Annotated in this window: 25 protein-coding genes; 8 read left to right on the plus strand and 17 right to left on the minus strand. The window is 74.4% G+C overall.

Annotated elements, in window-relative coordinates; all coding sequences use genetic code 11:
- Positions 1-34 precede the first annotated feature (34 nt).
- From WCD41_RS30170 to WCD41_RS30185, 4 genes are all read left to right on the plus strand, one after another.
- A complete protein-coding gene (locus tag WCD41_RS30170) occupies positions 35-607 on the plus strand; it encodes a TIGR03086 family metal-binding protein (RefSeq protein WP_337718951.1) in 573 nt (190 codons plus the stop codon).
- 50 nt (positions 608-657) lie between these two features.
- Positions 658-849, plus strand: coding sequence for a hypothetical protein (locus WCD41_RS30175; RefSeq protein WP_337718952.1), 192 nt, complete (start codon positions 658-660; stop codon positions 847-849).
- A 10-nt stretch (positions 850-859) separates the two neighbouring features.
- Positions 860-1537: an MBL fold metallo-hydrolase gene (locus WCD41_RS30180; protein ID WP_337718953.1), complete on the plus strand. Its 678-nt coding sequence runs from the start codon at positions 860-862 to the stop codon at positions 1535-1537.
- Positions 1538-1756: 219 nt separating this feature from the next.
- Positions 1757-2116, plus strand: a complete 360-nt coding sequence (locus WCD41_RS30185) for a hypothetical protein (protein ID WP_337718954.1) — start codon at positions 1757-1759, stop codon at positions 2114-2116.
- Between the two features lie 40 nt (positions 2117-2156).
- Here WCD41_RS30185 and WCD41_RS30190 read toward each other — a convergent pair whose 3' ends face one another.
- The 5 genes from WCD41_RS30190 to WCD41_RS30210 all read right to left on the minus strand — a co-directional run bounded on the left by WCD41_RS30190 (position 2157) and on the right by WCD41_RS30210 (position 5783).
- The gene (locus WCD41_RS30190) at positions 2157-2375 is read right to left on the minus strand and encodes a type II toxin-antitoxin system HicB family antitoxin (protein ID WP_337718955.1); all 219 of its coding nucleotides are present in this window, start codon (positions 2373-2375) and stop codon (positions 2157-2159) included.
- A complete protein-coding gene (locus WCD41_RS30195) occupies positions 2372-2575 on the minus strand; it encodes a type II toxin-antitoxin system HicA family toxin (protein ID WP_337718956.1) in 204 nt (67 codons plus the stop codon). Before WCD41_RS30195 ends, WCD41_RS30190 begins: the two co-directional genes overlap by 4 nt.
- A gap of 293 nt (positions 2576-2868) precedes the next feature.
- Positions 2869-3648: an HD domain-containing protein gene (locus WCD41_RS30200; protein ID WP_337718957.1), complete on the minus strand. Its 780-nt coding sequence runs from the start codon at positions 3646-3648 to the stop codon at positions 2869-2871.
- Positions 3648-3953 (minus strand): PadR family transcriptional regulator, encoded by a 306-nt coding sequence (locus WCD41_RS30205; protein WP_337718958.1) that lies wholly within the window; start codon positions 3951-3953, stop codon positions 3648-3650. The genes WCD41_RS30200 and WCD41_RS30205 overlap by 1 nt, the downstream gene beginning before the upstream one ends.
- 90 nt (positions 3954-4043) lie before the next feature.
- Positions 4044-5783 (minus strand): arabinofuranosyltransferase AftB family protein, encoded by a 1740-nt coding sequence (locus WCD41_RS30210; RefSeq protein WP_337718959.1) that lies wholly within the window; start codon positions 5781-5783, stop codon positions 4044-4046.
- A gap of 130 nt (positions 5784-5913) precedes the next feature.
- On the opposite strand from WCD41_RS30210, the gene WCD41_RS30215 reads away from it, so the two are divergent.
- Positions 5914-6834, plus strand: a complete 921-nt coding sequence (locus WCD41_RS30215; protein ID WP_337718960.1) for an alpha/beta hydrolase — start codon at positions 5914-5916, stop codon at positions 6832-6834.
- Here WCD41_RS30215 and WCD41_RS30220 read toward each other — a convergent pair.
- Together WCD41_RS30220 and WCD41_RS30225 are read right to left on the minus strand one after the other, a co-directional pair.
- Entirely contained in the window at positions 6831-7250 is a 420-nt protein-coding gene (locus WCD41_RS30220; protein WP_337718961.1) for a TIGR03668 family PPOX class F420-dependent oxidoreductase, read from the minus strand. The two genes, WCD41_RS30215 and WCD41_RS30220, sit on opposite strands and share 4 nt — an antisense overlap.
- A 16-nt stretch (positions 7251-7266) precedes the next feature.
- Positions 7267-8106, minus strand: coding sequence for an LLM class F420-dependent oxidoreductase (locus tag WCD41_RS30225; RefSeq protein ID WP_373695222.1), 840 nt, complete (start codon positions 8104-8106; stop codon positions 7267-7269).
- Positions 8107-8165: 59 nt separating this feature from the next.
- On the opposite strand from WCD41_RS30225, the gene WCD41_RS30230 reads away from it, so the two are divergent.
- The gene (locus tag WCD41_RS30230) at positions 8166-8546 is read left to right on the plus strand and encodes an RNA-binding S4 domain-containing protein (protein ID WP_337718999.1); all 381 of its coding nucleotides are present in this window, start codon (positions 8166-8168) and stop codon (positions 8544-8546) included.
- Here the strand turns inward: WCD41_RS30230 and WCD41_RS30235 are convergent, their stop codons facing one another.
- The 6 genes from WCD41_RS30235 to nadA form a co-directional block, all read right to left on the minus strand.
- Positions 8547-9338 carry a GH12 family glycosyl hydrolase domain-containing protein gene (locus WCD41_RS30235; RefSeq protein WP_337718963.1) on the minus strand — a complete coding sequence of 264 codons (792 nt, stop codon included), beginning with the start codon at positions 9336-9338 and terminating at the stop codon, positions 8547-8549. It abuts the gene before it with no gap.
- A 92-nt stretch (positions 9339-9430) separates the two neighbouring features.
- Positions 9431-10297 (minus strand): GH12 family glycosyl hydrolase domain-containing protein, encoded by an 867-nt coding sequence (locus WCD41_RS30240; protein WP_337718964.1) that lies wholly within the window; start codon positions 10295-10297, stop codon positions 9431-9433.
- A gap of 10 nt (positions 10298-10307) precedes the next feature.
- Positions 10308-11444 (minus strand): NAD(P)/FAD-dependent oxidoreductase, encoded by a 1137-nt coding sequence (locus tag WCD41_RS30245; protein ID WP_337718965.1) that lies wholly within the window; start codon positions 11442-11444, stop codon positions 10308-10310.
- A 36-nt stretch (positions 11445-11480) separates the two neighbouring features.
- Positions 11481-12350 (minus strand): carboxylating nicotinate-nucleotide diphosphorylase, encoded by an 870-nt coding sequence (gene nadC, locus WCD41_RS30250; protein ID WP_337718966.1) that lies wholly within the window; start codon positions 12348-12350, stop codon positions 11481-11483.
- Positions 12347-13945, minus strand: a complete 1599-nt coding sequence (locus WCD41_RS30255) for an L-aspartate oxidase (RefSeq protein WP_337718967.1) — start codon at positions 13943-13945, stop codon at positions 12347-12349. The genes nadC and WCD41_RS30255 overlap by 4 nt, the downstream gene beginning before the upstream one ends.
- On the minus strand, positions 13942-14946 hold the full coding sequence (gene nadA / locus WCD41_RS30260; RefSeq protein ID WP_337718968.1) for a quinolinate synthase NadA: 1005 nt from the start codon (positions 14944-14946) through the stop codon (positions 13942-13944). The genes WCD41_RS30255 and nadA overlap by 4 nt, the downstream gene beginning before the upstream one ends.
- A 263-nt stretch (positions 14947-15209) precedes the next feature.
- On the opposite strand from nadA, the gene WCD41_RS30265 reads away from it, so the two are divergent.
- Positions 15210-15905 (plus strand): NUDIX hydrolase, encoded by a 696-nt coding sequence (locus tag WCD41_RS30265; RefSeq protein WP_337719000.1) that lies wholly within the window; start codon positions 15210-15212, stop codon positions 15903-15905.
- 1 nt (position 15906) lies between these two features.
- Positions 15907-16617, plus strand: coding sequence for an LON peptidase substrate-binding domain-containing protein (locus WCD41_RS30270; protein WP_373695223.1), 711 nt, complete (start codon positions 15907-15909; stop codon positions 16615-16617).
- Here the strand turns inward: WCD41_RS30270 and WCD41_RS30275 are convergent.
- Genes WCD41_RS30275 through bioB form a run of 4 tightly spaced genes read right to left on the minus strand, consistent with a single transcriptional unit; the run spans position 16610 to position 19576 of the window.
- Entirely contained in the window at positions 16610-17686 is a 1077-nt protein-coding gene (locus WCD41_RS30275; protein ID WP_337718970.1) for a M20 family metallopeptidase, read from the minus strand. The two genes, WCD41_RS30270 and WCD41_RS30275, sit on opposite strands and share 8 nt — an antisense overlap.
- Entirely contained in the window at positions 17683-18297 is a 615-nt protein-coding gene (locus WCD41_RS30280; protein WP_337718972.1) for a DUF2567 domain-containing protein, read from the minus strand. The genes WCD41_RS30275 and WCD41_RS30280 overlap by 4 nt, the downstream gene beginning before the upstream one ends.
- The gene (gene bsaP / locus WCD41_RS30285) at positions 18294-18533 is read right to left on the minus strand and encodes a biotin synthase auxiliary protein BsaP (protein ID WP_337718973.1); all 240 of its coding nucleotides are present in this window, start codon (positions 18531-18533) and stop codon (positions 18294-18296) included. The genes WCD41_RS30280 and bsaP overlap by 4 nt, the downstream gene beginning before the upstream one ends.
- Positions 18530-19576 (minus strand): biotin synthase BioB, encoded by a 1047-nt coding sequence (gene bioB, locus WCD41_RS30290; RefSeq protein ID WP_337718974.1) that lies wholly within the window; start codon positions 19574-19576, stop codon positions 18530-18532. Before bioB ends, bsaP begins: the two co-directional genes overlap by 4 nt.
- Positions 19577-19593 lie beyond the last annotated feature (17 nt).

Below are 19593 nucleotides of genomic sequence, written 5' to 3' on the forward strand. Positions count from 1 at the left end.
CCCGGGCCGTCGGTGCTGGCTAGCGTCCTGCGTCGTGTTCCCCGACTTCACGCCCCGCCCGCACCTCGTCGTCGCCGCGGCGGCTCCGCACGAGGAGCTCGTGGCCCTCGCCGCCGAGCACCTGGACGCGCCGGCGCCCTGCGAGGGCTGGACCGTCCGCGACCTCGCCGAGCACATGATGACCTGGACGCCCGTGCTCGCGGGCGCCGGTCGCGGGGCGCCGCCCGAGCCCGGGTCGCCGTCGGCCACCGGAGACTGGCCGGCCTCGCTCGGTGCCGCGCGCGACGACCTCGTGGCCGTCTTCGCCGACCCGGAGGCCTGGCGGGGCACGACCACCATGACCAGCTCGGAGCTCCCGTCGCCGGTCGTCGGCACGATGGCGCTCTGCGAGCTCGTCCTGCACGCCTGGGACCTCGCGCGCGCCGTGGGCGAGCCCGTGACGTGGGACGACGCGCTCCTCGCGGAGGTCCTCGAGGCGCTCACCCAGCTCACGCCGCTCGGCCGTCAGATGGGGGCGTTCGGGCCCCTCGTGGAGGTCGACCCGGGGGCGCCGCTGCTCGACCGCGTCGTGGCCGTCGCCGGCCGTGACCCGGCCTGGAAGGCGTGATCAGCCGCGGGCGCCCCCGTCCCTGACGGTGCGCGGGCAGGATGGAGGCCATGGACGAGGTCGATCCGTCGGACCTGGCGCGGCTGCGCTCCCGGAAGGGCTGGAGCGGTGACGCGGGCGGCGGGTGCCGGCACCGTGCCGTGGTGATGAGCGAGGACGAGATCCCGCGCTGCGAGGACTGCGGGGAGACGCTGAGCCCCGACGCGCTGCGCAAGGCGGGCCACAAGCCCGTGCGGCGCTAGGCTCCCCGCCGTGGACCTCCTCGACCAGTACACCGGCCACGTCGAGCCCGGCGGCCCCGCCGCCCGGCGCGACCTGCGGGACGTCTCGATCACCAAGGTGTCGGTCGGGCCGATGGACAACAACGCCTATCTGCTCGTCGACCACGCCTCCGGCGAGACGCTGCTCATCGACGCCGCCAACGAGATCGACCGCCTGCTCGACACCGTCGACACCGTCGCCGAGCGCGGCAAGGTGAAGCGCCTGGCGACGACGCACAAGCACTGGGACCACGTGCAGTCCCTCGAGGACGCCGTCAAGGCCCTCTCCCCCACGACCTACGCCGGCGAGCAGGACGCCCCCGAGCTGCCCGTGGCGCCCGACCACACCGTCGGCGACGGCGACACCGTCGAGTTCGGCGGGTCGCGGGTGGAGATCATCCACCTCGACGGCCACACCCCCGGCTCCATCGCGCTGCTCTACCGCGACCCCGCGGGCTCCGGGCACCTCTTCACCGGCGACTCGCTCTTTCCCGGCGGCCCGGGCAAGACGGCCGGGCCGGCGGAGTTCACGTCGCTGCTGGACGACCTCGAGGCGAAGGTCTTCGGGCAGTTGGGCGACGACACGCATGTCTACCCGGGCCACGGCGACGACACGACGCTGGGCACCGAGCGCCCGAAGCTGCCGGAGTGGCGCGAGCGGGGCTGGTGAACAGCGCTTCTCGGGCCGGTCGCGGCGTGGCCGGGCACACGGCGATGCAGTGATCGCTCCCAGTGCTCCGTCGCCCTCACCTGGTGGGGTCGATGGAGCACCTGCAGCGATCACACTGGGGCACCGCCGACCCCAAGGTCGTGGAGTTCGGACCTGGACTACGGTCCGCACCGATGCTGCAGACCAGTTCGAGGCCGTCTATGTCCAGCGTGGTCACTGATGGACGGGCTGTCGCTGAGCGCGCTCAAGGGCGAGCAAAGCATGATTCAGCGCGCTGAGGACGAGAAGGTTGTCCGCGCCTACTTGCGACTCTGCGAAGACCAGTGCGAAATGCGGTGCGCAGGGTGGATCGGGGACGCGACCTGGAGAATCTGGGCCGACGGCATGTCCGACCAGCTCGGCACCGAGGCGGGCGAGCATCGAGGACGGGAGCCCTTCGTCTCGGTGTGGCGGCCCATGATCGGTGACGAGACGCAGTACAAGCTGTTGCAGGCCTTGCTACGCGGTGAGTTCCAGGAGCACCAACCGTCGCTGGTGAAGCGGCTTCTCAACGGCCTCTACGGCCGGAGCGGCGTGTGATGAGCGTCGGCGGGCCCACGAGCACCGAGTGATGGGGGCACTAGGCAGCTGGAACGACGAGCGCTGCGTACGCCGTGGGGAGCGGCACGGGGTCGCCGTCTTCACGAAGGCCGTCGACATGCATCCGTACAGCCTCCGTCATCAGCTGCAAGCACTCGTCGTAGTCGGCCGCAGCAGCCACGCATCCCGGGAGGTCCGGGCTCCAGGTGCTGTAGCCACCGCTCTCGTCGCGCTCGACCACGACGACATATCCGGTCACGATGTCCTCCGCTCCAGGCCGGCCTGCTCGAGGATGCTCTGCTCGGTACGCGGGTGCAACGTGTCGCTCGGCTTGCCCGCGACCGTGGTGCGCCCGGCTTTGATCGGATGCTTGAACTGGCGGTGACTGCCACGGGTCGCCACGAGGTACCAACCGTCCGCCTCGATCAGCGAGAGGATCTCGGACACCTTGCGAGCCACTCGCATACCCCACCTTCAGTGACAACGCAGGCACGGTAGGGGCGAGGACCGACAGTCCGATCGATCGTGATGACGAGCTGCGCCGGACGCTTCCGTACGCCTCCTCGAATCAGCTTGCGAGAACGACGCCGACGATCGTGGACCGGCGCCTCAGCACGGTGACCGCGTCTCAGCCGTGCAGGTCGGAGGAACCGCCGGCGCGGAGCTGTGCGCCACCGACACCCCGGCGACGAAGCACACGACCGCGACGAGCAGGAGCAGCGACAGGAGCTGTCGGAAGCCGAGCGCGATGATCACCGCGCCTCCCCCGTGCCCGCCCACCGGGTCTCGAGCGCCATGCGCGGACAGCCGAGCGCGACGTCGACCGCGAAGCGCCACCGCGCCCGACGGGTCCGCAGGACCGACATCTCGGCGCGCCACTCCCCCAGCCAGCGCCCTCGGGACGGGGCCGGCAGCAGGAGCGCAGCCAGCCTCAGCACGAGGGCCGCGAACGGAGGCCTCACCGACCTCGGCGACCTTCCGGGCGTGAGCGTGTGGTGCGCCGCCGCGAACAGCTCCTCCCCGAGCTCGTCGTGGCCGGCGGTCCGGGCACGCGGCACCAGCAGTCGCAGGGTCTCGGTGGCCTTCTGCACCTGCACATCCCGCGACAGCGGGTCGACGGTGTGCAGGTTGTGGAGACGGTCCGCGAGCTTGAGCAGCAGCACGTCCGGATGGGCCCCGGGGAGCGCGACCTCGCTGACCCCGAGCGCCGCGAGGTCCCGGACGAGGCGGGCGACGTCGTCACCGAAGTGGTGCGCCAGTTCAGGGATGTCCCGCGCGCGCCACCGGACGTCGTGCACGAGCGCCGCCGCGATGACCCTGCTGCTTCCCCCGCGCTCGGCCACGATCTGGGCCACGGCAACCGAGTGCGCCAGGAACGGATCACCGTTGAGACGCGTCTCGCCCTGGTGATGCCTCGCGGCGAATCGGAAGGCCCGGCGTACGAGCGCCGCCGCTGCACCACCCTCACGCCGCCGCACCTCCTCGGAGTGGAAGCGCACCGTGGGTGCGTATCGCTCCTCGAGGCTGCTCATCAGCGGACCCCTCGCACACTCACGTCGGCGGGAGAGGTGCGATGTCGGGGGCGCAGCGCGGCGGTCGCGAACTGTGTCCCGTCCCGCGTGAGCCGGTAGTACCGGCGCGGCGGGCGCCCGCTGCCCTGGAAGAGCTCCGGCGCCTCGTGGCGGCTCTCCACCAGCCCGGCGCTCTCGAGGCGGGCGAGCATCGGGTAGAGCGTGCCGCTCGCGAGGTCCGCGCCGCGCGCGAGCTCGAGGCCGTAGAACTCCTCGTCCGGGGCAGCCATGAACACGGCGAGCAGGTTCCTGATCGCAGCCGTCACACGCGGAACCCGAGCCGTCATAGCTCGTAGACTACCTAGGTAGCCGAAGCGCGGGGTCTCGGTCGCGTCTCGACGGCGGAACGATCGACCTCAGCCCGTGCGGCAGTCCGCGGCCTCGAGCGGGTCGCGCGGGTACCGGTAGGACGTGCGCTCGACCGCGCCGGCGAGGTTGTCCCAGAACCGATCGAACGTCAGGGGCGCGCGCACCGAGGCGAGCATCTCCTGGGTCCGCGGGCAGGCGACGGCCTGCTGCGCCGCGCCCAGCTCGGTCGGGTCGATGAGCCCCCGCGCGTCGGTGACCCCCGCGTCGGCGGTGTCCCAGCTCGTGGGCAGCTCCTTGTCGTGCCCGATCCGGCCGTTCGGGACGCTCGTGGAGTGGGCGGCGAGGGGGTTGGTCAGCCCGATCGAGTCGTGCACGCGGACGTCGAGCGGCGAGAGCTCGCCGGTCACGCCGAGGTTGAGCCAGACGATCGTGGACGGCGTGCCCGGGGTCTCACCGAACAGCGACCAGCCGTCCTCGAGCCCCCGCAGCACGAGCGTCCCGGGCGGGGCGCCGGCGACGGTGGCCGCGCCGTCGGGGGCGACGGGGTGTCCACGGAAGTCGTCGGTCGTGATGGGGTGCGGGACGCCGGTGATGTTGACGTAGTACATGCGCTCGTTCGCGATGAAATTCGGCCCGAGCTTCTCGCCGTAGTCGGGGCGCAACCCGGCCACGCAGACCAGCGCCCACACGCCGAGCACGGCCACGGCGGGGAGGAGGTCGCGGCGCCACGGCACCGCCATCACCGGCAGCACCAGGCAGAACAGCGACGGCAGCATCATGCGGGCGTGCATGAAGTCCCCGCCGACGCGGGTGACGTAGAGGGCGATCAGCAGGCCGGCCAGCGGCGGTGCGAGCGCCACGAGCACCGACACCCGGCGCAGCGACGTCGCGACGAGCGCGAGGGTCAGCCCGACGACGGCGAGCACCGCGGCCGGCACCCACAGGCCGTAGGTGCCGATGAGGTCGTCGAGGTAGTTCAGCCCCTGCTCCCAGCGCGGCGTCGCGGCCTCCTTGGCCAGCGCCGTCGAGGGGACGAGCAGTCCGTAGTAACCGGCGCGGAAGATCTCGTAGGCGACGGGGAGGACCGCCGCGGCGGCGGCCAGGCCGACCAGCCGCACCCACCCGCGGCGGGCCTCGAGCACCCCGAGCGCCACCGCGAACAGGAGCCCCGCGATCGCCAGGTCCGGGCGCACGAGCGGCGCGAGACCCAGCACGACCGCCGCCGGCCACGCCCGGCCCTCGAGATCCGCTCGCCGGGCCTCGAGGCGGCACACGACGAGCCACCAGGCGAGCCCGAGCCAGCCGATGATCAGGCCGGTCTCGAGGCCCGACGTGCCGAAGTCCCAGAACGGCGGCAGGGCCACCACGACGAGCGCGCCGCACGGCACCATCCGCGCCCGTCCACCGAACAACCGGCGGGCGCCGTCGAGGGCGAACGCCACCCCGGCGGCCGAGAGGACGACGCCGAGGACGACCGCGGACCAGTTCAGCCCGTCGCCCGGCAGCAGGCCCGGCAGCGCGAGCAGGGCGGTCCAGAGCGTCGAGGTGTTCGCCTCGACCCGCTCACCGGCGTTGAACACCGGCCCGTTGCCCAGCGCGATCTGACGGACCGTGCGCAGGACGATGAGCCCGTCGTCACTGATCCAGCGTCGGTGCCACACGAGCAGGCCGAAGACCGCCGCGGTGCCGCCGAGCACGACGAGGTTCCAGGTCGGGACCGGGGCCCGGCGGGCAGGTCCGGGCACGGCGGACTCCGTGGTCACACCCCCGTCGATCACCGCACTCATGCGGTCGACCCCCTTCCCGATCCGGAGCACCAGGAAACCACTGCCCGTGGTGGCTCTGGCCACGAGGTCCGCGGGCGAGCAGGCTCGGTGCCGACGAGGGTCACGACGGGACGACGACGGGAGCGCGACGATGCGCGAGGACATCTCTTTCGACGCCGAGGGCGCGACGCTGCGCGGGTGGTTCTACACACCCGACGGCGACGCGAACGGGGGCCACCCCTGCGTGGTCATGGCCCACGGCTTCTCGGCGGTCAAGGAGCAGCACCTCGACGACTACGCCGAGGTGTTCGCCGCCGCCGGGCTGGCGTGCGTCGTCTTCGACAACCGCGGCTTCGGCGCCTCCGACGCCGCGCCGGGCAAGCCGCGCCAGGAGATCGACCCCTGGGAGCAGGTGCGCGACTACCAGCACGCGGTCACCTACGCCCAGAGCCGCGACGACGTCGACGCCGACCGGATCGGCGCGTGGGGCTCCAGCTACTCGGGGGGTCACGTCTACGTGCTCGGCGCGATCGACCGGCGCGTCAAGGCCGTGTCCGGGCAGGCGCCGCTCGTCTCCGGACGGCGGGGCTTCGAGTCGCTCGTGCGCATCGACGCGTGGGGGCCGACGTGGGAGGCGTTCGCCGCCGACCGGCTCGAGCGCGCCCGCGGGGGCGAGCCGGCGATGATGCCGGTGGTCACCGAGGACCCGACCGCGCCGGCCGCCCTCCCGACGCCGGACTCCTACGAGTGGTTCACCCGCACCGCCCGCGACCGCGCGCCGTCGTGGCGCAACGAGGTGACCCTGCGGTCGGTCGAGCTGCTCCAGGGCTACGAGCCGCGCCTGTTCCTGCCGCTGATCTCGCCGACGCCGGTGCAGATGGTCGTGACGCCGAACGACCGGCTCATCGCGGGCGAGATCGCGGCGGCGGCGTACGAGGCCGCGGTGCACCCGAAGAAGATCGTGATCGCGCCGGGCGGCCACTTCGACGCCTACCAGGGTCCCGGCTTCGAGATCACCTCCGCCGCCGCGCGCGACTGGTTCGTCGAGCACCTGCAGGTCGGCAAGCACTAGCCGGCCGACCACCCCGTCCAGCGGGAGACCTCGACGACGAAAGCCGGGCCCTCGGGCGGGTCCTCGCGGTGCTGGGGGTAGCGCTCCCCCAGCGCCGCGCGGACCCGGGCGAGCTCGGGCTCGGCGTCGGAGATCGTCGCGACGCCGTCGGCACGCACCCACCACAGGGCGCTCCAGTCGTCGTCGTAGCGGTCGACGAGCAGCGAGACCGCGGGGTTGTCGTCGATGTTGCGCAGCCGCTTGAGCGCGCGGTGGCGCTTGGGCTTCTGGTCGACGGCCATGAGGACGCGGTCGTCCTCGACGGCGAACACCACGGGCACGAGGTGCGGCTGCCCGTCGCCCGAGACCGTGGCGAGACGCGCGACGCGCGCCGCGGCGAACCGGCGGCGCGCGTCGTCGACGTCGAGGGTCGGCACTGTTCCTCCGCGTCCCTCAGCCGATGACCTTCGCGAGCTCGTCGAGCTCCTTGAGCACGGTGTCGCGGTCGGCGGAGCTGACGCCGTGGATGGCGCGCTCGAGCCCGATGCGGCGGTACCCGTCGAGGGCCTCGGACGAGCTCTCGGCGCCGAAGAGCGACATCGGGATCGGGTCGCGGCCGGCCTCGGCGGCGCGCTGCTGCAGGACGTTCGCGCGCTGCTCGAACTCGTCGATGTTGTCCGGACCGACGCGCTGGGGCAGCCAGGCGTCGCCGTAGTCGAGGATGCGGTCCTCGACGCCCGGGCCCATGCCGCCGACGTACACCGGCGGGCGCGGCTGCTGGGTCGGCTTCGGCCAGGCCCAGCTCGGCGCGAAGTCGACGAACTCGCCGTGGAACTCGGCCTCGTCCTGCGTCCACAGCTCTTTCATGGCCTTGACCTGCTCGGCCATCAGGCGCATCCGGGTCTTCGGGTTCGCCCCGTGGTGCGCCATCTCCTCGCGGTTCCAGCCGGCGCCGATGCCGAACAGGAAGCGGCCGTCCGAGAGGCGGTCGAGGCTCGCGACCTGCTTGGCGGTGTGGATCGGGTCGCGCTGGATGACCAGGCAGATGCCCGTCGCGACCTTGAGCGTGGTCGTCCCGGCCGCCGCGGCGGTGAGGGCGACGAACGGGTCGTAGGTGTGGATGTACATCCGCGGCAGGTCGCCGCCGCCGGGGTAGGGCGACTCCCGCTTCGTCGGGATGTGGCTGTGCTCGGGGAACCAGAGCGAGTCGAAGCCCCGGTCCTCGACCTCCTTGGCCAGCTCGGCCGGGTCGATGGCGTAGTCGGTCGGGAACATCATGATGCCGTGCTGCACATCGCCCCGGTTATCCCGTGGACCGTGTCGCCATGCTGGGGGGTGCCATGCTGGACGCGATGGACTCCACCCGCGTCGACCGCTGGCTGTGGGCGGTGCGGCTGACGAAGACCCGTGCCGACGCCGCCGAGGCCTGCCGCGGCGGCCACGTCCGCGTCAACGACACCCCGGCCAAGCCCGCGACGCCGGTGAAGCCCGGCGACACGATCCGCACCCGGGTCTACGAGATCCCGCGGACCGTCGAGGTCACCAGGATCATCGAGAAGCGGGTCGGCGCGCCCGTCGCCGTGACCTGCTACGTCGACCACACCCCGCCGCCCCCGCCGCCCGAGGAGCGCCCGGCTCCGGTCGCGGTGCGCGACCGGGGCGCGGGACGTCCGACGAAGCGGGACCGTCGTCTCATCGACGCCCTGCGCGAGCGCCCCGTCGACGAGACCTGATCACGGCGCCGGGACGGGGGTCCCGATGTCGGCGGAGAACGACCGCGTCGCCAGCCCCCGCCCGCCGATCCACGGCTCGAAGCCGGCCTGCACGCTCGTCATCCACCACTCGGGCTTCGCGACGCCGCGACGCTGGGCGTCGGCGACGAACTGGTCGAGCGGCAGGTCGGTGACCGACAGCGTCGGCTCCTGACGGACGTAGCTGATGGTCGGCAGGTCGATCGAGCCCAGCCACACGTCCCACGTCGTGCCGCCGATCTCGACCTCGGCCTTCTTCTCGCCGATCGGCTGCACGCGCGGGGTGTTCTTCAGCCAGACCATCAGCTCGAGGCCGGTCGGGCGGCCGGTGCGCCGGGGCGTCGGGTCCATCCAGAGGTCGTAGGACACGTTGTAGTCGCCGGTCGGCGGCACCTCGACCGTCCACGACGAGCGCAGCCCGGCGAGCTCGGAGACCTTCTTGGGGAACGGGGTGTCCTTGGTGCAGTTGCCGTAGTTGCAGCCCCAGACCATCGACGGGTACGAGGCCGGCCCGTCCTCGTTGCGGTGGTCGGCGGGGTCGACGACGAAGCCGGTGTCGAAGGCCGTGATGCACTGCGGCGTGTCCGCGCCCCAGAGGTTGTTCTGGGCCTCGTAGCGCCCGCCCGCCACCGGCGTGGACTCGGTCTTGCCGCACACCCGCGTGCCCCCGTCACCGCGGGGCGTCCCGAAGGCGGGGTTGACGCCCACCACCATCGCGAGGACGGCGGCGATCGCCACCATCAGTCCGCTCGTCGCCCGCTTCCGACCGTTCATCCGCCGCCGCCCTCGTTGCTCGACCGTTCGTCGCGCTGAAACGTACGGTGAGCGTGTGGGTGACGGGAGCCGTCTCCCTCGTTCGGGAGTGATCAGACCCCGTTCCGGGTGAGCGAGAAGGCGTCGGTGGTCAGGCCCGCGCCGCCGATCCACGGCTCGAACCCGGCCTGGACGTTGGTGAGCCACCAGCCCGGCTCGACGACGCCGCGGCGGGTCGCGTCGCCGACGAAGTCGCTGATCGGCAGGTCGATGACGGTGTCGGTCGGCTCCTCGCGGACGTAGGAGATCACCGGCGTGCCCTGGTTCTCGCCGGTCCAGACGGCCCATCGAGCGGCGCCGATCTCGACGGTCGCGCGCTCGGCGCCGATCGGCTGGACGCGGTCGGTGCGGTCGAGCCAGATCATCAGCTCGGCGCCGGTGTTCGCGCCGTCGCGCCGGGGGGTCGGGTCGAGCCACACGTCGTAGGCGACGTTGAAGTCGCCCCGGCGGGGCACGGTGACCTCCCAGCTCGAGCGGACGTCGCCGAGGTCGGCGAGCGGGCGTGGGAACGGCGCGTCACGGGTGCACGTGCCGTAGTTGCAGCCGACGACGATCGAGGGGTAGGCGGCCGGCCCGGAGTCCTTGTCGTGCCGGGCCTCGATGCTGAAGCCGGTGTCGAAGGCGGTGGTGCACTGGGGTGTGTCGGCGCCCCAGGCGTTGTTCTGGACCTCGTAGCGCCCGCCCGCGACCGGCACCGACTGGGTCCGCCCGCAGATGCGCGGCCCCTCGCGCGAGCCCTCGGGCGGCAGGGGCGCGAGCACGCCGCGGGCCGGGTCACCGGTGCCGACCGGAGGGCTCGCGGACGGCGACGTCGTCTCCGCGGGCGCCGGCGCGTCGCCGGTCGAGCACCCCGCGAGGGTGAGCGCGAGCCCGGTGAGGAGCACGGCGATCACGCGCCGCACCCGCTGAGCATCCCCCATACGGGCGAGGCTAGCGGGGCTCCGTCGTGGCCCCGAGGCGGGTGGTGAGCACGGCGTCGAGCGTCGTCCCGTGGCGGGCGAAGGCGGCCACGACGTCGTCGGGCGGCGCCTGCCCGCGGATCACGGCGGCGGCGAGGGCGGCCGCGGCGGGCGCGGTCTCGATGCCCGAGCCGCCCTGGCCGGCGAAGAGGTGCAGGCCGGGGTGCGCGGGACGGTCGCCGATCACCAGGGAGCGGCCGGGCGCGAAGGTGCGCAGGCCCGTCCAGCTCGTCGCGACCGAGCGCAGGCGCAGCGTCGTGACGGCGTTGACCTGCTCGAGGGCGCGGGCGATGTCGAGCTCGTCGGGGCGCGGGTCGCCGGGCTCGGCCGGGGTCTCCTCGGACGGGGAGACGAGCAGGTGCTCACCCTCGGGCTTGGCGTACCAGCGCTCGCCCGCGGAGACGACGAAGGGATCGTCCCGGCGGACCGGGGCGCCCTCGGGGACCCGGACGATCGCGATGGTGCGGCGCAGCGGGCGCAGCCCTACCGGGTCGGCCCCGGCGAGGGCGAGCAGGTGGTCGGTCCAGGCCCCGGCGGCGAGGACGACGGTGTCGGTGTCGAGGTGGTCACTGCCGGTGCCGAGGCGCCAGCCGTCCCCGCGGCGTGCGAGGGACGTCGCCGGTGTCCCGGTCCGGATCTCCCCGCCCCGGGCGCGCAGGGTGCGGCGGTAGTGCTGGTGCAGCCCGAGCGGGTCGGCGTCCTGGGCGTCCTCGACGACGGCGGCGGCGCGCAGGACGTCGCGGCGCAGCGCGGGCCAGCGGGCGACGGCGTCGTCGGGGTCCAGCTCGTCGACGCCGTCGAGGGGCAGCAGCTCCTCGCGCAGCGTCCGTTCCTCGTCGTCGTCGTGGGCGACGTGCAGGACCGGGCGCGGGCGCAGGAACGGGTGGCCGGCCTCGTCGGCGAGGGCGTCGAAGCGCTCTCTCGAGGCGGCGACCAGCGCCCGGGCAGGCGGGGCGCCGTGGCCGGGGATGTAGCTGGCCGCGGAGCGTCCGGTGGTGTGCCGGGCGAGCTCGTGCTCCGTCTCGAGCAGCACGACGGGCCCGTGGCTCGCCAGCTCCGCGGCCACCGACACCCCGGCGATCCCGCCGCCGACGACGACCGTTCCCATGTGAGTGATTTTCGGTGCTATAGCACCGAAAATCACTCACATGGCGAGGTCCAGGCCGATGTCGAGGACCGGGGAGGAGTGGGTGAGGGCGCCGACGGCGAGGAAGTCGACGCCGGCGGCCGCGTGGCCGGCGGCCACGTCGAGCGTCAGGCCGCCGGAGACCTCGAGCCCGGTGCCGGGCGCGCGGGCGTCCCGACGCACCACCGCCTCGGCCGCCTGGTCGGGCGTGAAGTTGTCCAGCAGCAGGAGCTCGACGCCCAGCTCGATCACCTCGTCGAACTGCGCCAGCGAGTCCACCTCGACCTCGCACGGCAGGTCCGGGGCGTGCGCCCGCGCGGCGGCCAGCGCCGCCGTCACCGAGCCGGCCGCGGCGACGTGGTTGTCCTTGATCAAGATCGCGTCGCCGAGCGACATTCGGTGGTTCACCCCGCCACCGCAGCGCACGGCGTACTTCTGCAGCGCCCGCAGCCCGGGCACGGTCTTGCGGGTGTCGCGGATGCGCGCGCGGGTGCCGGCGACGGCGTCGACCCACGCCGACGTGGCCGTCGCGACCCCGGAGAGCTGACCGAGCAGGTTGAGCGCGGTGCGCTCGGCGGTCAGCAGGGTGCGCAGGGGCGCGCGGACGGCGAGGACGACGTCGCCGGGCGCGAGACGGTCGCCGTCGACCCGGGCCGCCAGCACCTCGAGGTCCGGCCCGCACACCCGCTCCAGCACGCGGACGGCGACGCCGAGCCCGGCGAGGGTGCCGGCGGGGCGGGTCCGGAACTCACCGACGGCGATCGCGCCCTCCGGCACGCACGCGACGGTGGTGACGTCCGGGCCGTCGCGCAGGTCCTCGTCGAGGGCCCGGGTGACGACGGCGTCGACCTCGGCCGGATCGAGGGTCTCGGGAAGGACCGCGGTCATGCCGCACCTCCGTGGCGGGCGTCGGTGGTCCCGACGTGCAGGCGGTCGCCGCGCAGCACGACGGTGGCCGAGGCGCGCTGCCAGTGGTCGTCGGTGAGCGGGTGGTCGGTGCGGACGTGGCAGCCGCGGGTCTCGGTGCGCGAGCCCGCGGCGGCGAGCAGGGCGTGGGCCGCGAGGGTCAGGGCGGCGTCCTCGACGTCGGCGCGGGTCGCGGGGACGCGGTCGGTGCTCGCGGCCTCGACGGCGTCGGAGGCGGCGGCGAGTCCCGCGGCGTCGCGGCCGATCCCCGCGCCGCGGGTCATGGCGGCCTGCAGGACGGCACGGTCGGCGATCGTCGTCGGCATCGGTGCGGGTGCCTCCGGCTCTGTGAGGCGACGGGGGCCGGCCAGCGTCGCGGCGACGTCCTCGGCGGCCCGGCGGCCCATGACCAGGCCCTCGAGCAAGCTGTTCGAGGCGAGGCGGTTGGCGCCGTGCAGGCCGGTGCGGGCGACCTCGCCGGCCGCCCACAGGCCCGGCACGCCCGTCCGCCCGCGGGTGTCGGTGACGACGCCGCCGCAGGAGTAGTGCGCGGCGGGGCGCACGGGCACGGGGTCGCGGGCGAGGTCGACGCCGATCGCGGCGCAGGCGGCCGCGACCGTCGGGAAGCGGGCGACGACGTCGGGGATGCCGGTGGCGTCGAGCCAGACGTGCTCGGCGCCGAGGTCGCCGATCCGGCGGGTGATCGCCGCGGCGACGACGTCGCGGGGGGCGAGGTCGCCGAGCGGGTGCACGCCGGCGGTCACCGACGCCCCGCCGGTGTCACGGAGCACGGCACCCTCGCCGCGCAGGGCCTCGGTGACGAGCGGCGCCCGGCCTCGCGAGGACGCTCCGACGTAGAGGGCCGTCGGGTGGAACTGGACGAACTCCACGTCGGCGAGCGCGGCCCCGGCCCGCAGCGCGAGCGCCCATCCGTCGGCGGTCGCGACGGTCGGGTTGGTCGTCGTCTCGTAGAGCCCGCCGACACCGCCGGTCGCGAGCAGGACGGCCGGCGCGGCGAGCAGACCGGCGCGACCCTCGTCGTCGCGCACCTCCAGGCCCTCGACGCCGCCGTCGGGACCCGTGAGCACGGTGGACGCGGCGTGGCCGGCGAGGACGGTGAGCTCCTCGCGCTGCGCGGCGGCCAGCAGGGCCCGCTCGACCTCGGCGCCCGTGGCGTCGCCCCCGGCGTGCACGACCCGCAGCGCCGAGTGCCCGCCCTCGCGGGTGCGCGCCAGCCGGTCGGGGTGCCCGTCGAACACCGCGCCCTCGCCGCGCAGGGCGGCCACGGCGTCGGGGCCGGCGGTGAGGATGCGTCCGGCGGCGTGCTCGTCCACCAGGCCACCGCCCGCGGCGACCGTGTCCGCGAGGTGGGCGGCGATCGAGTCGCCGACGACGTCGCCCAGGACCACGGCGATCCCGCCCTGCGCCCAGAGGGTGCTCCCGGCGTCCGGGGTGTCCTTGGTGACGACGACGACGCGCAGCCCGGCGCGCTGGGCCGTCAGCGCCGCGGTCAGGCCGGCGACGCCGGAGCCGACGACGACGAGGTCGGCCGCGGTCTCCCAGCCCGGGCGGCTCACTCCCCACCCCCGGGCTGCCCGATCTCGATCATCCGCTGGACGGCGCCGCGGGCCCGTCGTGCCGTCGCCGCGTCCACGTGGACCTCGTCGCGACCCTCGCGCAGCGCCCGGGTCAGCGCGCCCGGCGTGATCATCTTCATGTAGCCGCAGGAGGCGCGGTCGTTGACGGCGCGGAAGTCGACGTCGGGGTTGGCGCGGCGCAGCTGGTGGAGCATGCCGACCTCGGTGGCGACCAGCACGCTGCGCTTCGTCGTGTTCTTGGCGGCGTCGAGCATCCCGCCGGTGGACAGGATGTGGACCTGGTCGGCGGGGACGGCGCCCGCGCCGGCGAGGTAGAGCGCGCTCGTCGCGCAGCCGCACTCGGGGTGGACGAACAGGTCGGCGTCGGGGTCGGCCTGCGCCTGGGCGGTGAGCTCGGCGCCGTTGATGCCGGCGTGGACGTGGCACTCGCCCGCCCAGATGTGCAGGTTCTCCCGGCCGGTCACGCGCTTGACGTGGGCGCCGAGGAACTGGTCGGGGAGGAAGAGGACGTCCCTCCCGGCGTCGACGCTCTCCACCACCTCGACGGCGTTCGAGGACGTGCAGCAGACGTCGGTCTCGGCCTTCACCGCGGCCGTGGTGTTGACGTAGCTGACGACGACGGCGCCCGGGTGCTCGCTCTTCCAGGCGCGGAGCTCGTCGGCGGTGATCGAGTCGGCGAGGCTGCAGCCGGCGCGAGCGTCGGGGATGAGAACGGTCTTCTCCGGCGCGAGGATCTTTGCGGTCTCGGCCATGAAGTGCACGCCGCAGAAGACGATCGTGCTCGCGTCGCTGGCCGCGGCGATCCGGGAGAGGGCGAGCGAGTCGCCGGTGTGGTCGGCGACGTCCTGGATCTCGGGGCGCTGGTAGTTGTGCGCGAGGACCACGGCGTCGCGCTCGCGCGCGAGCCTGCGCACCTCGTCCGCCCAGTCCGGGCCGGCGACCAGCGGCGCGACGAGGTCCGTGGCAGCGGTGACGGTCATCGCCGTCTCCTCCCCCGGCCGCGTCGCCGTCGGCGCGGTCCGGTGCTCGACTGGTTTTCGCCTGATGGTCGAAAACGTGGCCGACCGTACCCGCCCGCTCCGGCCCCGCGCCAGGTCCGTGTCACGCGGCGTGGTGCGCGCCACCTCCCGTGCCGGCGAGCGCGTGGCGTTACGGACACTCAACGTCTGCGGAGCGCCGCCGCTGACACGGCCTACGATCACGCTCCGTGGAGGTCACGGAGCCGGGGACGTACGCGCACGACGTGCTCGCCGTCGTCCTGCGGATCACCGAGCCGGTGCCGAGCGTCCTGCTCTGGCAGCGGGCGCGGGATCCCCACCGCGGCCGGTGGGCCCTCCCGGGCGGGCGGCTGGGGCCCGACGAGGACGTCGAGGCCTCGGTGCGCCGGCACCTGGCCGAGAAGGTCGACCTCGCCGAGGTCGCCCACGTCGAGCAGCTCGGCGTGTTCTCCGACCCCCACCGCGGGCCGCCCCCGCGCCGGATCGCGACCGCGTTCCTCGGCCTCGTCCCGACCGACGCCGACCCGACGGTCCCCGACGACACCGCCTGGCACCGCGTCGACCGCCTCCCCGAGACGGCCTTCGACCACGGCGCGATCACCCGCGACGGCCTCGACCGGCTGCGCGCGAAGCTCTCCTACACCAACATCGGCTTCGCCCTCGCCCCCGACGCGTTCACGGTCTCCGAGCTGCGCGACCTCTACGCCGCCGCGCTCGGACACCGGGTCTCGGCGACCAACCTCCAGCGGGTGCTGACCCGCCGCGGCGTCCTCGTGCCCACCGGCGAGACCGCCGCCCCCGGACCTGCGGGTGGGCGCCCGGCCGCGGTCTTCCGCTTCTCCGAGCACGGATTGCGGGTGACCGATCCCTTCGCCGCCCTGCGCCCGCCCGGGGAGCCCGCCGCGGAAACCCACCCGGCGCCGACGCGCCCGGGGTCGTAGCGTGGGCGTCGTGGTCGAGACGCTGCCTCTGTTCCCGCTGGGGACCGTGCTGCTCCCGGGCGCCTCGCTGCCACTGCACATCTTCGAGCCGCGCTACCGCCAGCTCACGATCGACCTGGTCACCGGCACGCTGCCCGGCAAGCAGTTCGGCGTGGTCGCCGTCCGCGAGGGCTGGAGCCCCGACGACGGCCGCGACGGCCTGCACGACGTGGGCTGCACGGCGACGCTGCGCGAGGTCCGCCGCCTGCCCGACGGCCGCTTCGACATCCAGACCACGGGCGACCGGCGCTTCCGGCTCGTCGACGTCGACGACTCGACCGCGCCCTACCTCGTCGCGAACGTCGAGTGGCTGCCCGACGACGACGAGGACGAGCAGCAGGACCTCGCGCCGCTGGCCATGGCCGCCCGCGCCGCCCACCGCCGCTACTGCACCACCGCGTGGCGCCAGCAGGGCGGCGGCGACGGGGAGATGCCCGCCGAGCTCGCGGAGGAGCCCGCGCCCGACGTCGCCGACCCCGAGCTCGCCCACATCCTGGCCGGCGACTGCCTGCTGCCCCTGGCCGACCGCCAGGAGCTGCTCGAGCAGACCTGCCCGATCAAGCGCCTCGAGCTCGTGCGCCAGTCGATGACCCGCGAGGCCGTGCTGCTCGGCGAGCTGCGCGCGGTGTGGGCGCCGACCGCGAAGTTCGCGGTCGAGCACAGCCTCAACTAGTGAGCTCGGCGAGCACGCGCCGGTAGGCCGCCGCGGCCGGCCCGATGAGGTCCGCCGGGGCCCACTCGTCGGTGACGTGGCACTGCTCCGGCTCGCCGGGGCCGCAGACGATCGTGTCCGCGCCGCCGAGGGCGCCGGCGAGCACGCTCGCGTCGGTGAAGTAGGTGGCGTAGCGCGGCTCCCCGCCGCCGAGCAGCTCGACGGCCCGGGCGACGCGGCCCGGGTCGGTGTCGATGAGCGGCAGCTCGACGAGGCGCTCGGTCTCGACGGCCACGCCCGCGAGGTCGACGACCGTGGCCTCGGCGGCGTCGGCGGTGTCGCCGGGGACCAGCCGCAGGTCGACGGTGAGCGCGGCGCGGTCGGGCACCACGTTGGGCTGGATGCCGGCGCGCATCATGCCGACGTTGGCGGTGGTCGCGCCGTGCGTCGCGCTGGTCGGCCACCGGTCGTGCTCGTGGACGCGCACCGCGGCGCGGGCGAGGTCGACGAGCGCGTTGTGCCCCAGGTCGGGCCGCGAGCCGTGCGCGGGCACGCCGCGCGCCCGTAGCTCGAGCCACAGCACACCCTTGTGGCCCAGCACGACGCGGTTGTTCGTCGGCTCGGCCACCAGCAGCGTGCCGGACGGGCGCAGCGCGTCGGCCGGGATCTCCCGGGCGCCCTCGCAGCCGGTCTCCTCGCCGAACGTCAGCACGACCTGCACGCCGGTGCCGCCCGCGCGCACGTGCTCGGCGGCCGCGACGACCGCGGCGGCCACCCCGGCCTTCATGTCGCTCGCCCCGCGTCCGCGCAGCCGCCCGTCGACGACGTCGCCGGCCAGCGGGTCGAACGACCACGCCGCCTCGTCGGCGGGCACGGTGTCCAGGTGCCCGGTGAGCGTCACCGGGGTCTGCTCGCCGTGGTGGGCGACGACGTTGGCCCGGCCCGGCCGGCTCTCGTGGACGGCGACGGTGAGCCCGGCGTCGGAGAGGTGGTTCGCGAGCAGGTCGGCCGCGACCCGCTCCCCGCCGCCGCGGGTGTCGAGCCGCACCAGCGCGCACGCCAGGTCGAGGGCGGTGCCGGAAGGACTCACGCGGGCTCCTCCCGCCCCATGTCCTCGTGCCCGTCGACGATCGCGGCGAGCACGTAGGTCAGCGCCGCGCCCAGGCCCGCGACCAGCGCGATCCACCACGGCCCGGGCGACGGCGGCAGGCTGGTCAGCACCGCGGGCACCGGCGCCCCCGGCACCCCGGACGTGCCGAGCGCCGCGGGGTCGACGAGGACGGGCACCGGCGACGACGCCCAGGCGAACAGCGCGCCCACCCGACCCGCGAGCACCGCCCCGACCAGCGCCCCGACCACGAGCGCCACCAGCATCACCGGGCCGCGCCGGTGGCGGCGCCGCCAGGCCACGGCACCCGCGATCACCCCGAACGCGGCCACCATCAGCAGGTGGATCGCCACGGCGTCGAACGCGTGGTCGGCCTCCCCCGCCGGCGACCCGGTCCCCGAACCCGGGAGCGCGACGACGTGCACGTCGGGCGCGAGCAGCGCCCACAGCGCCCCGAGCGGGAGCCCGACGACCGTGAGGATCGCGGCCAGCCGCAGCGCCGCGGGCACGTCGCCGCGCAGCTCGGCACGGGTGAGCCTGCCCTCGGGCTCGGTGGGCAGGAAGTCGTCGTCGAGAACAGGAGGAGCACTCATCCGAACCCGTTCGCCCCCGCCGACTCGCCGTGCCGGCTGCAGCGGGCCGTCCAGCCCACCGGGTCGACCTGCACGACCATCCGCCGCGCGCACACCGGGCAGTGCCGCGGCGGGTCGACGGTCGCGAGACGGCGCTCGCACGCCGCGTGGTCGCCGTCGGCCCGCGCGCCGCCGCACCAGGCGCAGTACGGGGGGACGCCGTCGGTCTGGCCGGTCGGCTCGAGCACGGCGCTCACAACGTGTCGTTCAGGGCCTTGATCGGCATCTTGAGGGTCTCGAGCATGTCGAGGTCCTGCTCGGCCGGTCGTCCGAGGTTGGTCAGGTAGTTGCCGACGATGATCGCGTTGACCCCGCCGAGCATCCCCTGCTCCGCGCCGAGGTCGCCGAGGGTCAGCTCGCGGCCGCCGGCGAAGCGCAGCACCGTGCGCGGCAGCGCCAGGCGGAACGCGGCCACCGTCATCAGCGCGTCGGCACCCTGGGGCACCTCGAGGTGCGCGAACGGCGTGCCCGGGTTCGGGATGAGGAAGTTCAGCGGCACCTCGTCGGGCTCGAGCTCCGCGAGCTGCACCGCGAACTCCGCGCGCTGCTCGAGGCTCTCACCCATGCCGACGATGCCGCCGCAGCAGACCTCCATGCCCGCCGCGCGCACCATCTGCAGGGTCTCCCAGCGCTCCTCCCAGGAGTGCGTGGTGACGACCTCCGGGAAGTGCGACCGGGCGGTCTCGAGGTTGTGGTTGTAGCGGTGCACGCCCATCGCGGCCAGCTCGTTGACCTGCTCCTGGGTCAGCATCCCCAGCGAGCAGGCGACGTTGATGTCGACCTCGGCGCGGATCGCGGCGATCCCCGCGCGCACCTGCTCCATGAGCCTGGCGTCCGGGCCGCGCACCGCGGCGACGATGCAGAACTCGGTGGCCCCGGTCTTCGCGGTCTGCTTCGCGGCCTCGACCAGGCGGTCCTTGTCCAGCCACGCCGCACGCACCGGCGACTCGAACAGCCCCGACTGCGAGCAGAAGTGGCAGTCCTCCGGGCAGCCGCCGGTCTTGAGCGACACGATGCCCTCGACCTCGACCTCCGGGCCGCAGTGGCGCATCCGCACCTCGTGGGCCAGGGCGAGCGCCTCGGACAGGCGGTCGGCCGGGAGCTGCAGGACGGCCAGGACCTGCTCCTGGGACAGGCCCTCACCTCGCTCGAGCACCTGCTCGCGGGCCACCGCGAGGATGTCCCGTCCGGTGTCCCCGCCGGACTCCCCGGCGGTGGTGCTGGGATCGACGGCCGTCACGCACGGCTCCCTTCGTC

Origin of the sequence: Actinomycetospora aeridis (assembly GCF_037400275.1) — a bacterium.
Taxonomy (GTDB): Bacteria; Actinomycetota; Actinomycetes; order Mycobacteriales; family Pseudonocardiaceae; genus Actinomycetospora; species Actinomycetospora aeridis.